General features: G+C 66.7%; 14 protein-coding genes and 2 pseudogenes. 10 read left to right on the top strand and 6 right to left on the bottom strand.

Annotated elements, in window-relative coordinates; all coding sequences use genetic code 11:
- Positions 1 to 26: 26 nt before the first annotated feature.
- Positions 27 to 494 carry a UTRA domain-containing protein gene (locus BMG07_RS05510; RefSeq protein WP_198083704.1) on the bottom strand — a complete coding sequence of 156 codons (468 nt, stop codon included), beginning with the start codon at positions 492 to 494 and terminating at the stop codon, positions 27 to 29.
- A 437-nt stretch (positions 495 to 931) separates the two neighbouring features.
- Between BMG07_RS05510 and BMG07_RS05505 the strand changes: the two genes are divergently transcribed.
- The 7 genes from BMG07_RS05505 (at position 932) to BMG07_RS05480 (ending at position 7,543) form a co-directional block, all read left to right on the top strand.
- Entirely contained in the window at positions 932 to 1,441 is a 510-nt protein-coding gene (locus BMG07_RS05505) for a DUF421 domain-containing protein (RefSeq protein WP_198083703.1), read from the top strand.
- Between the two features lie 253 nt (positions 1,442 to 1,694).
- Positions 1,695 to 1,973, top strand: a complete 279-nt coding sequence (locus BMG07_RS05500; RefSeq protein WP_198083769.1) for a hypothetical protein — start codon at positions 1,695 to 1,697, stop codon at positions 1,971 to 1,973.
- Positions 1,973 to 2,752, top strand: coding sequence for a DEAD/DEAH box helicase (locus BMG07_RS41550; RefSeq protein ID WP_269758676.1), 780 nt, complete (start codon positions 1,973 to 1,975; stop codon positions 2,750 to 2,752). The genes BMG07_RS05500 and BMG07_RS41550 overlap by 1 nt, the downstream gene beginning before the upstream one ends.
- 12 nt (positions 2,753 to 2,764) lie before the next feature.
- Positions 2,765 to 3,739 carry a helicase-related protein gene (locus tag BMG07_RS41545; protein WP_269758691.1) on the top strand — a complete coding sequence of 325 codons (975 nt, stop codon included), beginning with the start codon at positions 2,765 to 2,767 and terminating at the stop codon, positions 3,737 to 3,739.
- 573 nt (positions 3,740 to 4,312) lie between these two features.
- Positions 4,313 to 4,570, top strand: a complete 258-nt coding sequence (locus BMG07_RS05490; protein ID WP_198083702.1) for a hypothetical protein — start codon at positions 4,313 to 4,315, stop codon at positions 4,568 to 4,570.
- Positions 4,555 to 6,684 (top strand): aminodeoxychorismate synthase component I, encoded by a 2,130-nt coding sequence (pabB, locus tag BMG07_RS05485; protein ID WP_198083701.1) that lies wholly within the window; start codon positions 4,555 to 4,557, stop codon positions 6,682 to 6,684. The genes BMG07_RS05490 and pabB overlap by 16 nt, the downstream gene beginning before the upstream one ends.
- Complete coding sequence (locus tag BMG07_RS05480) at positions 6,677 to 7,543, top strand: DMT family transporter (RefSeq protein ID WP_307866877.1); 867 nt, start codon at positions 6,677 to 6,679, stop codon at positions 7,541 to 7,543. The genes pabB and BMG07_RS05480 overlap by 8 nt, the downstream gene beginning before the upstream one ends.
- A 111-nt stretch (positions 7,544 to 7,654) precedes the next feature.
- Here BMG07_RS05480 and BMG07_RS05475 read toward each other — a convergent pair whose 3' ends face one another.
- Entirely contained in the window at positions 7,655 to 8,287 is a 633-nt protein-coding gene (locus tag BMG07_RS05475) for an XRE family transcriptional regulator (protein WP_307866876.1), read from the bottom strand.
- Positions 8,288 to 8,838: 551 nt separating this feature from the next.
- Between BMG07_RS05475 and BMG07_RS05470 the strand changes: the two genes are divergently transcribed.
- Positions 8,839 to 9,429: an acyl-homoserine-lactone synthase gene (locus BMG07_RS05470; RefSeq protein WP_198083699.1), complete on the top strand. Its 591-nt coding sequence runs from the start codon at positions 8,839 to 8,841 to the stop codon at positions 9,427 to 9,429.
- A 99-nt stretch (positions 9,430 to 9,528) separates the two neighbouring features.
- Here BMG07_RS05470 and BMG07_RS05465 read toward each other — a convergent pair whose 3' ends face one another.
- Both BMG07_RS05465 and BMG07_RS05460 read right to left on the bottom strand, forming a co-directional pair.
- Complete coding sequence (locus tag BMG07_RS05465) at positions 9,529 to 9,738, bottom strand: helix-turn-helix transcriptional regulator (protein ID WP_198083698.1); 210 nt, start codon at positions 9,736 to 9,738, stop codon at positions 9,529 to 9,531.
- A complete protein-coding gene (locus BMG07_RS05460; protein WP_198083697.1) occupies positions 9,711 to 10,226 on the bottom strand; it encodes an autoinducer binding domain-containing protein in 516 nt (171 codons plus the stop codon). Before BMG07_RS05460 ends, BMG07_RS05465 begins: the two co-directional genes overlap by 28 nt.
- 373 nt (positions 10,227 to 10,599) lie before the next feature.
- On the opposite strand from BMG07_RS05460, the gene BMG07_RS44005 reads away from it, so the two are divergent.
- Positions 10,600 to 11,514: a GlxA family transcriptional regulator gene (locus BMG07_RS44005; RefSeq protein ID WP_198083696.1), complete on the top strand. Its 915-nt coding sequence runs from the start codon at positions 10,600 to 10,602 to the stop codon at positions 11,512 to 11,514.
- On the opposite strand, the gene BMG07_RS05450 is transcribed toward BMG07_RS44005, so the two are convergent.
- Positions 11,465 to 12,124, bottom strand: a complete 660-nt coding sequence (locus BMG07_RS05450) for an IS110 family transposase (protein ID WP_269758674.1) — start codon at positions 12,122 to 12,124, stop codon at positions 11,465 to 11,467. The genes BMG07_RS44005 and BMG07_RS05450 overlap by 50 nt on opposite strands.
- 139 nt (positions 12,125 to 12,263) lie before the next feature.
- Here BMG07_RS05450 and BMG07_RS41535 point away from each other — a divergent pair.
- Positions 12,264 to 12,554, top strand: a pseudogene (locus tag BMG07_RS41535) (IS3 family transposase); the annotation flags it as partial.
- Here the strand turns inward: BMG07_RS41535 and BMG07_RS44695 are convergent.
- Positions 12,488 to 12,649, bottom strand: a pseudogene (locus tag BMG07_RS44695) (transposase); the annotation flags it as partial. The pseudogenes BMG07_RS41535 and BMG07_RS44695 overlap by 67 nt on opposite strands.
- Positions 12,650 to 12,655 lie beyond the last annotated feature (6 nt).

Below are 12,655 nucleotides of genomic sequence, written 5' to 3'. Positions count from 1 at the left end.
CCGGGCTGCGCCCCATTCCCAACGCATCAGGCGGTTCGCGGTGACCTCGCGGGATGGACTTCGTGCACCAGTTGCCCGGCGGTGAGCGTGTTGATGGTCTCGCCAGGGATGTCCATGAGCACGCGGCTGCGCTCGGCGGTCATTGACACCGTGAGGTGCTGCACCGGCTGCGCGTCGAGGTCGTGCAGCAGGCGCACCATTTTCAGCAGCGGCGCGCCGATTTCGACGTTCAGCAGGCGCGCGCGCGCAGGATCGGCCACCTCCGCAGTGATCTCCTGGATCACTCGCCCAAACTTCACACCCTGTGCCATCAGGATCTCGTAGAGGGCGTGCTTGCGCAGCGGCGCGACCGACACGCGCTTGCCCAGTCGCGCAGGCACCCAAGACGACGACGCAAGCTGCAATGTCGCGCCCGAGGTCAGACATCGACCCACCGGCCGCCAGCAGAAAGGGGCGAGCCATCGCCGTGCGCATGACGGCTGCCAACGTTCCATCGGCCCCTCGCACCGGCAGGCCCAACAGCACGCGGAGCGCGCGGCCCATGCCGCAGCCCGGCATGCCCGAACAGAATGCCCGGCGATCCACGACCCTCCGCATCCACATTCGGAAGCTTCTTCAAGGAGAAAGCGGCCCCTGCCTACACGCGTTGGCTGGCAACGCGCGATGTTTGCCGCATTGATTTCCACGGAGACAGCGATGGCACAGCGAAGAGGAGTTCATTCGGCGGGCAGTCCCTCCAAGACACCCGAGCCGACGACCGGAACAAATCCTGACGGCCGCACGCCAGCCGAGCTGCCCAGTGAACCGCGAAGAAGAAAGTCAGCGATGCGCAGCCGGCGTCCCGATCGAGCAAACCCCGGCCCTGAGGCCTCAGGGCAGAACTTTGGAACAGCGAACTTCGCGGTAGCCACCAAGTCCGCGAAGAGATCCCATGCACGCGACGATGCAATTTGCCGCTTGGCTGTTCGGACACGGCTCTGAGCTTGAGGTGTGGCAGATGGCGGCCAGAGCCGTCGCGGTCTTCTTCATCACGCTCGCCCTGATCCGTGCTTCCGGGCGCCGCTCGTTCGGCCAGCATAGCGCGTTCGACGCATGCATCACCGTCTTGCTGGGCGCTGTACTGGGCCGTGCAGTGGTGGGGGCATCTCCTTTTTGGAGCACCATGGCCGCAGGTGCCGCGTTGGTCCTCGTGCACCGCGCCGTGGCCTTGGGTAGCAGCCGTTGGCCACGCTTCGAGGACCTCGTCAACGGACACGAAATCGTGCTGCTGAACAACGGCCACCTCGACGAGGACGCCATGCATCAAGCGCTGGTTTCGCGGCGCAACCTCGAAGAGGCGATACGCCAGCAACTGGGCGACGCGTCGCTCTCCGACGTCGCGCGCGCGACCCTCGAGCGCGATGGCCAACTCACCGTGCTGAGGCGCCAGCCAAGGGCGTGAGTTCGGCCCGCGGTGGCCCCGGTCCACAGCGCACCCCGCCGGCGCCAAGCCCTTCCCGCACGGACTGCCCCTGGCAACGAGACGCCTGCGGCCGCGAGTGTGCGGCACAGGGCGATCCTGCTTCCACGACCCACCAGCGCGCAACAGCACATCAAGGCAGAACACCGCAGCGTTCCGGACGCGCCCCGCTCCTACTTTGCTCCCGATCAGAAACGGCCAGGGTGGTGACACCGATTCAGCAAAGGAGCATGAAATGGCAACGAGCAGCATTCTGGGCGGCACCCTTCCGCCCGTCGAACACAAGGGCGTCGATGTGGACAGCCTGGGCCCCAGCGATTCCAGTGACAGTGGCAGCGACGCCGCAGGCACCGAAGGCCGCGCTGCGGGCAAAGCAGCCATCGAGGAACCAACGCACGCGGACATCCTTCCCGACCGCGTGGGCGTGCTTCCGGACGCCGCCGCCGAGGTGGCGGCAAACGCCCACGAACTGGAGCTTGGGAGCGACGACACCAACGACGAGGAGAACGACTAATGTCTGGCGCAATCGCCCAAGCGCCCCATGAATCACAGAGGTCGCTCGACGAACGCCTGCGTCATACGCTGCGAAGCGTCTTTGGTCACACCCACCTGCGCATCGGGCAGGCGCAGGTCATCGAACGGGTCATGGCAGGTCTTCCCACACTGGCGGTGATGCCCACAGGGGCGGGCAAATCCCTGTGCTATCAGCTGCCAGCAGTGGTACTCCCGGGACGCACCGTCGTGGTGTCGCCACTCATCGCGTTGATGAAAGACCAGTGCGACAAATTGCAGCGTCAGGGCATCGCAGCCATCCAGGTCCACAGCGCGCTGAATGCTGCAGAACTGGCGCAGGCCGAACTCGCCATCAAGGACGGCAGCGCACACATCGTGCTGACCACGCCCGAACGGCTTTGCGACCCGGCCTTCATCCAGCGCCTGCGTGCCCATCCCGTGCGCCTGGTCGCGGTTGATGAGGCCCATTGCATCTCCCAGTGGGGCCATGACTTCAGGCCCGCGTTCCTGGAGATCGGTCCCGCGCTGCAGGCGCTCGGTCAACCATCCGTGCTGGCGCTCACGGCCACGGCGGGTGACGACGTGGCCCGCGACATCATGAAGCATCTGCGCATTCCGAGGTCCGGATTGATCGACACGGGCGCGTACCGGGAAAACCTTCACTTCGCCGTGGAACAGATGGTCGATGAAAAGGAAAGACTGCGGCGTGTCGCCCAGTTCGCTCAGCAGACGCCGGGCTGCGGCATCGTCTATGCGGCCACCGTCAAGATCGCGCAGTAAGCCTTTGAGGCTCTGAAGGCACACGACGAATCGGTCGCGATCTACCACGGCAAGCTTGGCGCGCGTGAACGCGGCGATGCACAGGAGGCATTCATGTCGGGCGCGATCCGTATCATGGTGGCCACCAATGCATTCGGCATGGGCATCGACAAACCCGACATTCGCTTCGTGTTGCACTGTCAGATGCCGTCCAGCATTCACGCGTACTACCAGGAAGCCGGGCGCGCGGGCCGCGACGGTCGTCCCGCGCGCTGCGTGCTGCTTTTCAATACCAGGGACCGCGCAGTGCAGCAGTTCTTCCTTGCGGGCCGGTATCCTCAACTCGAAGACCTCGATGCCCTCTACCGGCAACTGCTGGCCACACCACCCGAGCCTTCGGGTTGGAGCACCGCCGGTCTTCTTGATGCGCTTGGCCGTCCCCGCGCCAAGATGCAATCGGCTCTCGCCTTGATGAGAGCGCAAAAGGTATTGAAGGTCGACCGGCAGGGCAAGATCACGCTTCGCAAACGGCAGACCGCACAGGGCGACTTCAATTTCGCGGCCATGCTGGAGGACGACAAGAACAGGCGCGCGCAAGACCGCGAAACGCTGGAGCGCATGATCTCCTATGCGCAATCCGGGCAATGTCGCTGGCAGCTGCTTTTGAGCGATCTGGACGCCGCATCGTCGATGAAGCGCTGCGGCACTTGCGACAACTGTCGGCGCATCGCGGCCCATGAGGCCGAGATGGCAAGCCCGATCCTCGTGACCGAGGAGCAGCAAACAGCCACGGCCACGGTGCGCGGCAGCACCCAATTCGCGGCGAGCGATGCCGTCAAGGTCGGGCGATTCGGTGCGGGTGTGGTTGTCGCGTCGGACACGAGTTCCATCACGGTTGCGTTCCCGGATGGCAGCCGGCGCAGCTTTCATCCGGCATATGTCACTCGCAGAAGACCTTCGGCTCGCAAGGGCACCGCCGCTTCGCGCAATCCAGCAGCCGCTCCTTGAGGTCATGCTCGTCGTCTGAGCGCTACCCTTGCCGCGCCCCCATCCCGAGGCAGCGCGCGGCCGCCACGCAAAGACCCGTCGCACAGCCTGGCGGCAAAACCCGGGCCAGAGTTTGTGCAGATCGGCGAAGTTGCGCTCAAGGGGTTCGGCATCGCGGCTTCGGATTCGGATGCCCTGCACGTCGCGTCCCGCGATGACCCGAAACCCGCTGCATTCGGCTCGAAAGGAAAGCCCCCGCAACCGAAGCGCTTTCCGCCGCCTGGGCAGGCCGAACGAGAGGCTGCCGCTCGTGGCGCTTCGAGGCGCGGGCTACGGCGGGGTCGCTCACGGGCAACGCGCTTGGAACGGCGTGGCCGTCCTCACGCGGAGGCGAGCCGATCGAAACAGGCCGCGGCCTGGCTGACATGGAAGACGCCCTCGAGCGCCACTGCGTCAAGGCGGTGGTCCACGGCGTGCTGATCGGCTGCCTCTGTCTGCCCCCACACCCATCCACGACCGGGGACGAGATTCGGCCACGAGCTCCCATGGGCCGGGACGCTCAACCGGCATGCGAAGAAGCTCTAGGCAAGCGGCGTGCCCGTCGTGCTGGCGGGCGCTGACAACGCGGTACCCACCGATACCGACATCTGCTACCGGGCGTACTGGCGCAAACGCTATCCCGGGGATGCCGCGCCGAAACAAGTCAACGCTTTTACGACGCGTTGGATGAGCCTGGGCGCGGCCGCCTCAAGTGTCAACTGCCCGATCCGGCAGTTGCAGCAACCCCGCCGCGAGCCAACCATGCGCAGCTTGATTCGCACCGTCTGGAGTCCCCCATGCGCACCCTCCTGATCGACAACCACGACTCGTTCACCTACAACCTCTACCAGTACCTGGCCGCATGCAACGACGAGCCACCCATGGTGGTGAAGAACGACGAAATGGCCTGGCGCGATGTCCAGCGACTGGACTTCGACAACATCGTGATCTCGCCCGGTCCAGGCCGCCCGCAGCGGCGCAGTGACCTGGGCATTTCGGCCGACGCGCTGTGCCATGCGCGCGTGCCGGTGCTCGGCGTGTGTCTCGGACACCAGGCCATCGCCCACCACTGCGGGGCCAACGTCGACCTGGCCGTGCGCCCGATGCACGGGCGACTGGACCGCATCGCCCATCAAGCCATCGATCTGTTTCGCGGCATTCCCAACCATTTCGAGGCCGTGCGATACCACTCGCTGGCCGTGACGCAGTTGCCCGCGGAGCTCGAGCCGCTGGCGTGGTCGGCAGACGGCACGCTGATGGCGCTGCGGCACAGAACACGACCCTGGTGGGGTGTGCAGTTCCATCCGGAATCGATCTGCACCGAGTATGGCGCGACGCTGCTGCGCAATTTCCGAGAGCTCACGCAGACCTGGCGCGACGGGCGGCGCCGAGCCTCCACGATGGGCAGCTTCCTGCCGGAGTTCCGCTTCGGCAAGGAGGCCGCACCGTCGGTGCATGCGCGGTGCATCGACCTGCTGCCCGACCCCGAACAGGTGTTCGCGACCTTGTTCGCGCAGGCCCCCGTCTCGTTCTGGCTCGACAGCAGCCTGGCGGACACCGGGCGCGCGCGGTTCTCGTTCATGGGCGACGCAGGCGGTCCGCTCGGCAAGCGGGTGACCTATCGCGCCCACACCCGGGAGCTGGAGATCCACGCGCATGGCACGGTCGAAAAGCGCGCACAGAGCATCTTCGACTACCTGCGCGAACACGTTCCCCCACCGCGGCCCGGCACGCCGCCCCTGCCCTTCGATTTCGCGGGCGGCTTCGTCGGCTACTTCGGCTATGAGCTGAAGCGGGAACTCGGCGGCGGGCCCGGTCACCACGCCGAGACGCCCGATGCGCTCTGGATGCTCGCGGACCGCTTCATCGCCTTCGACCACGCGGAGCAACAGACATGGATCGTCTGTCTGGACGCGCCCACGCTGTGCGCTTCCAATGCGCAATGGCTGGACGCGACGCAGGCGCACCTCCTGCAGGCACCGGCAAGCGCTGCAGGCGACGCCACCGGCGCGGCGCAGCGCCTGGGGCCCCTGCGTTGGCGCACCGAGTTGTCGACCTACCGGGAGGGCATTCTGCGTGCCCAGCAGGAGATCCTGCAGGGCGAGACGTACGAGGTGTGCCTGACCAACCAGCTTGCCGGGGACGGCAGCATCGAGGCCTGGCGGGTCTACCGGGCGCTGCGCGCGCGCAACCCGGCGCCCTACGCCGCTTTTTTGAACGCGCCCGGTCTGGCGCTGCTGTGTGCGTCGCCGGAGCTGTTCCTGCGCATCGGGGCCGACGCCGGCGTCGAGGCCCGCCCCATCAAGGGCACCGCGCGCCGCGGCGCGAATGCAGAGGAGGACCGCCGCATCCGCGAAGTCCTGGCGGCCGATGAGAAAACGCGCGCCGAGAACCTCATGATCGTGGATCTGCTGCGCAACGATCTCAACCGGGTCTGCGAGGTCGGCACGGTCCATGTCCCCGGCCTGTTCGACATCGAATCCTATGCCACCGTGCATCAGATGGTCAGCACCATCCGCGGCCAGTTGCGCGCGGGACTGGGCGCCATCGACTGCGTGTGCGCCACCTTCCCCGGAGGGTCCATGACGGGGGCGCCCAAGGAGCGCACCATGCGCATCCTCGACGATCTCGAGGGCGCGCCACGCGGCGTCTATGCGGGAAGCATCGGCTACCTGTCGTTCAATGGCACCGCACAACTGAACATCGTGATCCGCACCATCGTGAGCACCGACAAAGGCGTGTCGATCGGCAGCGGCGGCGCCATCATCGCGCTTTCGGACCCCGACGACGAGGTGGCCGAGATCGTGCTGAAGGCACGCGCGGCGGTGGAAGTGCTTCAGCAATGTGGCGCCGCCCCGGGCGCGTCGCCGACATCGGAACCGACCACGGTAGCTCCGCCTGCGCCCATGGGGGGCAACGGTGATTGAGCAGGCCCCTGCCTGGCGCGGCCCACTCCTGATGATGGCCGCGATGGCGTGCTATGTGCTCAACGACACGCTCGTGAAGCTGACGCTGCAGGCCTTTCCAGCAGGTCAGGTCCTGGCGGTGCGAGGGGTGGCCGCCAGCGTCCTCGTGCTCATCGTCGTGCGCCCTGACGGGACGCAACTCAAGGCAGACCTGCGCGAACCCGGCGTGCTGCTGCGCTGCGCCCTGGAGGTCAGTACAGCCGTCACCTCCGTGCTCGCGCTCGCGCGCGCCTCTCTCACGACGGTCAGCGCGCTCATGATGGTCGCGCCTCTGCTCGTGGCCGTCGCGAGCATGCTGATGCGGTGGGAGCCGCTGCGGCCGGCACGGCTGCTGGCCGTCCTCGCCGGCCTCTTCGGCGCATTGCTCGTGATGCGGCCCCAGGCCCGATCCCATGGCGCCGGTCTCACGTTGGCGGTCCTGTGCGCCATCTCGCTGGCCGCCAGGGACGTGGTGACGCGCCGTCTGCCGCCATCGGTATCGACCGCCACGGTCGCCGTCGCCACGACAGCAGCGGTCTGTGCGGCAGCCCCGCTGCTGGGCCTTGCCCTGCATGAGACATGGCATCCGCTGATGCGACGCGAGACGTTGGCCCTGCTGGGCGCGGCCGCCTGCGCCGCGGCCGGAAACTATGCGCTGATCGCGGCGTGCCGCCGAACGGATCTGGCGCTGGTGGCGCCCTTTCGCTACAGCATCCTCGTGTGGGCCAGCTTGCTGGCCTATCTCGTCTGGGGCGACGTGCCTGACCCGGTCACCTTGCTGGGCATCGCGGTGATCGCTGTCGCCGGGATCTCCAACCTGCGCGGTGCCCGCCCCGCGTGACCCCGCGCGGTGGTCCCGGCCCGGCAAGGACGGCATCGGCGTCCCGCCGCACGCGCCGCGCTTGTTGCTTCTTTCCTCCCACCGGGTCATGCGGCAACCGCGGCCGGGGAGTCAGTCGCGCAAAGAGAAGGCCGCGTAAAGGTAGCGCAGCGGCAGATCCTGCGTTGCGACGATGCCGTGCTCGACGTTGGCATCGAACAGCAAGGCGTCGCCGGGACTCACCGTGATCTGCCTGGCACCATGGCGGTATTGCGCGCTGCCGCCGAGCACGTAGATGAACTTCAGGCCCTCGTGCCGGACCATTTCCGGCGTCTGGAACGGCGCGTCAACACAGACCAGGCAGGGCATCACATTCAGATCGCCCGAGCGCAGTCGCCCCAGAAGCTCGTGGCGAATGCGCGCGTGCGTGAGCGCTCGGTCCAGCGGCAAGCCGCGCCCCGCCGGCACATGAAAGAAGATCTCGCGCGGCGCGCGTGCAGCGAAGAACTGCGAGATTGAGACCCCCAGGCCCTGCGCAATGCGCTCGAGCGTCTCCACCGAGGGCGACGCCAGGCCGCGTTCAACCCGCGAGAGCATCGAGCGCGAGACGCCGGCGCGTGCCGCAAGTTCGCCGCCGCTGGTGAGCGCGGCCTTGCGCAGCGCCCGAATCTGCAGGCCGAGCAACGAGGCAGGTTCACTGCGTGGCGGCTGCGACGGCGCGGGCCTGACCGAGGCGGAGGAGATGCGCAGCGGCAGCTTGAACACGCTGGCGGTGGGAAAGGGCGACGCGCGTTGCTTGCGGCTCACGGCAGACTCTCCACGCATGCGCCTGCATGCGGCAGGGTTCGCGCATGCCGGCGCCTTCCCGGCAACGCCCGTGGACGAATCAGCCGCAACGCTGCGGCAAAGCCGGTGCCCCTTCCTGCGGGCTGCCGCTCTGGAGTGCGAGCAGGTCGATGCGCGCAGCCTCTTCCGGCAAACCCATCGCGAGGATGGCAAGGATGGTGTCGCGGTATGGTCATGGGGCAAGGATCATTCCTGCTGGCCGGCACTGCAGCAAGCGTTGCATGCGGTGCAAGGAAGGCCGATCCGCCCGCGCTTGCTGCCGCGCGCGATGGTGCCAGCGCGCTCGCCCTGGAAACCGGTCCATGCGCAGCGGCAGGCGGCGCCATCTCATGCAAGTCCCGCAACCGAAGGACGCTGCGCGAGGATCCCGGCGCGCGCGCCGTGCAGCATCACGACCTGCCCATTCGGGTAGTTTTGAGCGCCGCGCGCTTTGCTTGTAATGACCCTGTCACAGCCAACTGGAGGGTCTCATGAAGATCGTGACAGGCACGGCAGAGACGTTGCCCGCGGCAACGCTCTTCGACATGGCGCACTATCGATACCGGGTCTTCGTGCAGATGCTGGGATGGAAGCTTCATCCGCGCGGACGCCTCGAGCTCGACCGCTTCGACCGGCGAGACACCCGGTATGTGCTTGCGCTCGACGACGACGGCGGCAGCGTGCGCGGCATGGCACGCCTGCTGCCCACCGAGCGCCCGTACCTGCTGGCCGACGAGTTTCCCGAGCTTCTTGGGGGCCAGGCGCCCGTGCGCAGCGCCCGCGTCTGGGAGCTGTCGCGCTTTGCCGCGATCGACCCCGATGCGCCGCGCCCCGCGAATGCCCGCTTCGGTGCATCGGCCGACGCGCTCGCGCTGCTCGACAGCGTCATGAAGATCGCTTGCGCAGCAGGCGTGCAGCAGCTGGTGACCGTGTCGCCGCTGGGCATCGAGCGGATGCTCGCGCGCGCAGGCATCACGGCCACGCGCCTTGCGCCTCCGGTGTGCCTGGGCCGGCATGGGCTGTTTGCTTGTCGCATCGAACTTGCGCCCTCCCTGGCGCATCGCGCGCGTGTCAGCGCGTGAGCCCGGTGAACACGCACGGACGATGCGCGCTGGTGAGTTGGGACGCAAGCAAGGCGCGACGGCACTGCCGCACGTCTGCGCGAAACGCGCCCCGTCGCCTCACAGCAGGCCCAGTGCGACGGCGTTTGCCGCAGCAGCGGTCTTGTTCGCCACGCTCAATTTCTCGACCGCGTTGCGGACGTGGAATTTGACGGTGTTCACCGAGATGCGAAGAAGCAGCGCGACCTCCTCGCAGGTCTTGCCGTCGGCAGTCCAGCGCAGCACCTCCGCTTCGCGCGCCGTCAGCGCCGGTCGTTCGACACCATGCACACGGCAAAGCGCCGCGGACAGCTTGAAGTGAGCGGCGATGACCAGCCACCGCAGGCTGCGTCGCGGGCCGCCATTTCCGCGGTCGACAGCGCATCATGCGAGCGTGCGACCGACAGCATGCCCACGGTACCGGCTGCGCCAAAGCGCGACTGCGCCCATCCCACCCGCAGGTCGAACGACCGTGCCTCCGACCACAGCTGAGGCGCATGCCGGAAAAGCTCGTTGCTCCAGATCAGCGGACTGTCCGAGCGCATGCCGTGCGCGACGGTCGGATCGATGCGCAGGTACCCCGCGTCGCAGTAGCGACGCTGCCACCGCGCGTCATAGTTGCTGATGATGAGCGTCTTCGGGTTCGTGAACGGCAGGCCGAGGCACAGCCCGTAGGCGCATTGCTCGAACCCCAGCCTGCGCGCCCCGCGCGCCACCACGTCGAACAACGCCTGCAGGTCGGTGACTTGTTCGAGTGCATCGCGGATGTCCCTTTGCACGTCGCTTCGCGCCGGCTCGGCCAGAACGCTGGCGCCCTCTGTGCTCACAGACTTTTCGCAGCATCGTCCTTCGCATCCAAAGCGACCTTGTGCGCTCATCTTCCACCTTTCATCGGGGGCACGAACCCCAGGAAAAGCCGCGTGGAATGCGCTGCGCCTTCAGGTTTGTAGGCAAGCGCACGGCCGCGGCCTAAGATCAAAAGTCTAAGGAGACCAGCGTGGGACCGCAGCGACAAATCTTCCATTGTTCCTGCCACGCCGAGCGGTCCACGCCAAGCGCTTGGAACCAAAGCTTCCATTGCGATGCGCGCGGCATCAGGATGTGCGCCGAGCCTGCGGCGCGGTCCCGGTAGCGCGCACACCGATGCCAGAGGTGTGGATCGTTCTGCTGGAAGGCTTCGACCTGTTCGAGGCCAGCGCCGCCATGCGCACCTTCGATCTGGCCAACGAGACGCTCGATCGCCAGGCGTGCCATGACGCGCAAACGCCGCCGCACTACGCCGTACGCACGTTTGCGACGCGGGCCGGCCCGGTGCACAGCAACGGCGAGGCCGCACTGCATGTTGCGGCGCTGCCCGACGAACCGCAGCGGCCGGTGGATCGCTTCATCGTCGCTGGCGGACATGGCGCCGTCCGCGCAGTGCGCAACCTCTCGCTGGGTCAGCAACAGGTGGTGGAGTGGATCGCGCGCCAAAGCGAACGGATCCGCTCGCTGGCTTCGATCGGCGAGGAAGGATTCGTCGTGGGGCAAGCGGCGAGCGCGCGCGCGTCGCAAGTCGGATCGCCGGACGGCATCGACATGATCGCCGCCGCGTCGGGGATGGAACTGGCACTTCACATCGTGGCGCATGACTGCGGCCAGGCGCTCGCAGCGCAGATCGCGCAGCGCCTTTCGCCTTCTGCGGATCGCCTTGGAACGCCCCGGCGGTTTCGCACCGGCTTTCCCGGCGAAGGGCGCGATGACGAGCGCGTGCTGGCGCTGCACCGTTGGATCGTCCAGCATCCGCGCCAACCGCTGACCAACGAGCGCCTTGCGCGGCGGCTGGCCATGACGCAGCGCACGTTCGCGCGCTTCTACCGACGCGCCACGGGCATCACGCCTGCGCGCGCGGTCGAACTTCTGCGCATCGAGACGGCCTGCATTGCCATCGAAAACACGCTGCTGTCGCTCAAGGCGGTGGCATCGCACTGCGGCTTCTCGTCGGAAGAGGTCATGCGAAGGGCCTTCGTTCGCGTGCTCAAGATGTCCCCTTCGCAATACCGCGACCAGTTCCACGGCAAGACCTGAGATCGCGCCCATCTGCGCTTTTGAGCAGGCCGCGCGCTGCGGCCCGCCTACACCCTGACAGCCTCGCCGAGCCTTCCCTCCCAGGGCGATTCGCCGTTCGTCGCGCGTTTGGGCCGCCCCGTGCGTGCGTCCGGGTCGGCAAGCTTCGGCTCGCGACTCCGAACTCGGCCAAGATCCCTCGCAACGCATTGGTCTGCATGATGCGCATCTTCATAAGCTGGCGACGCATCCCGTGCAGCGCCATGCAGGCTTGTTGACGTTCCGTCTTGACGGGCACGCAATGAATGTGCGGCTGTTGAGCCGCCACCCATATCGCTTGGGCATCCATCGCATCTGTCTTGTCGCGAAGCAAGAATGCCTTGACATGCTGAGCCGGCAGAAGCCTGACCTCGAGACCCGGTTGCCGAATTGTTCCAGCCCAGTGGTGGGAGGCGCCACACGCTTCCATGGCGACCAGGCTTGGAACGCACTTGGTGAAGAACTCGGTGAGTCTCGCGCGTTTGATCTGACGCCATTGGATCTCGCCCGTATCTGCATCGACGATGTGCAGTTGGAACACCGACTTCGCCAGATCCAGGCCAATAACCGGCAGATTTGCGATAGATTGCATGCTTGGGGCCTCCAGGTTAAGTGGTTACGTTGAACCTCCACTTTGGCACGCTGGTTCCGCCTCCGCGAGACCCCATCCTGCTGGGCAGATGCCTCACTTCAACCGCGGAACTGTAGGTGGGCGGACCATGCCATCTCCGGAATCGAGGATGCTGGTTGGCGACCTCAAAGAGCCCTATGCGCTGCCAGCGCTCCTTGCCCAATTGGATCTGGCGCGCAGCCCGTACCTCTACCATCGAGCGCATGTGAAGGTGGCAGACAAGCACGCCGCGCTGCGGCAAACCATCATCGACATCTTCGACCTGAACCACCGCTGCGATGGCTACCGCCGGCTGCAGGCGACGCTGACCAGGCAGCGCCGTCAACGCTTGACGTCGGTCGCTTCCATCTGGTCGAAGTGTTTGCGCCAGGCATTGATGGTGGCGTCGCCGACCTCGCTTTTCTTGACCGCCTCGGCCACCGTGGTGCGATCCGCTTCACGCAGGATGGCGACCATCTGTTCTTGGCTCAATCGGCTCTTCTTCATGGGCTC

The organism is Variovorax sp. E3 (genome assembly GCF_016082275.1).
Lineage (GTDB): Bacteria > Pseudomonadota > Gammaproteobacteria > Burkholderiales > Burkholderiaceae_C > Variovorax.
The sequence above is the reverse complement of the archived record's forward strand: the minus strand, read 5'-3'. Positions and strand labels throughout refer to the sequence as shown.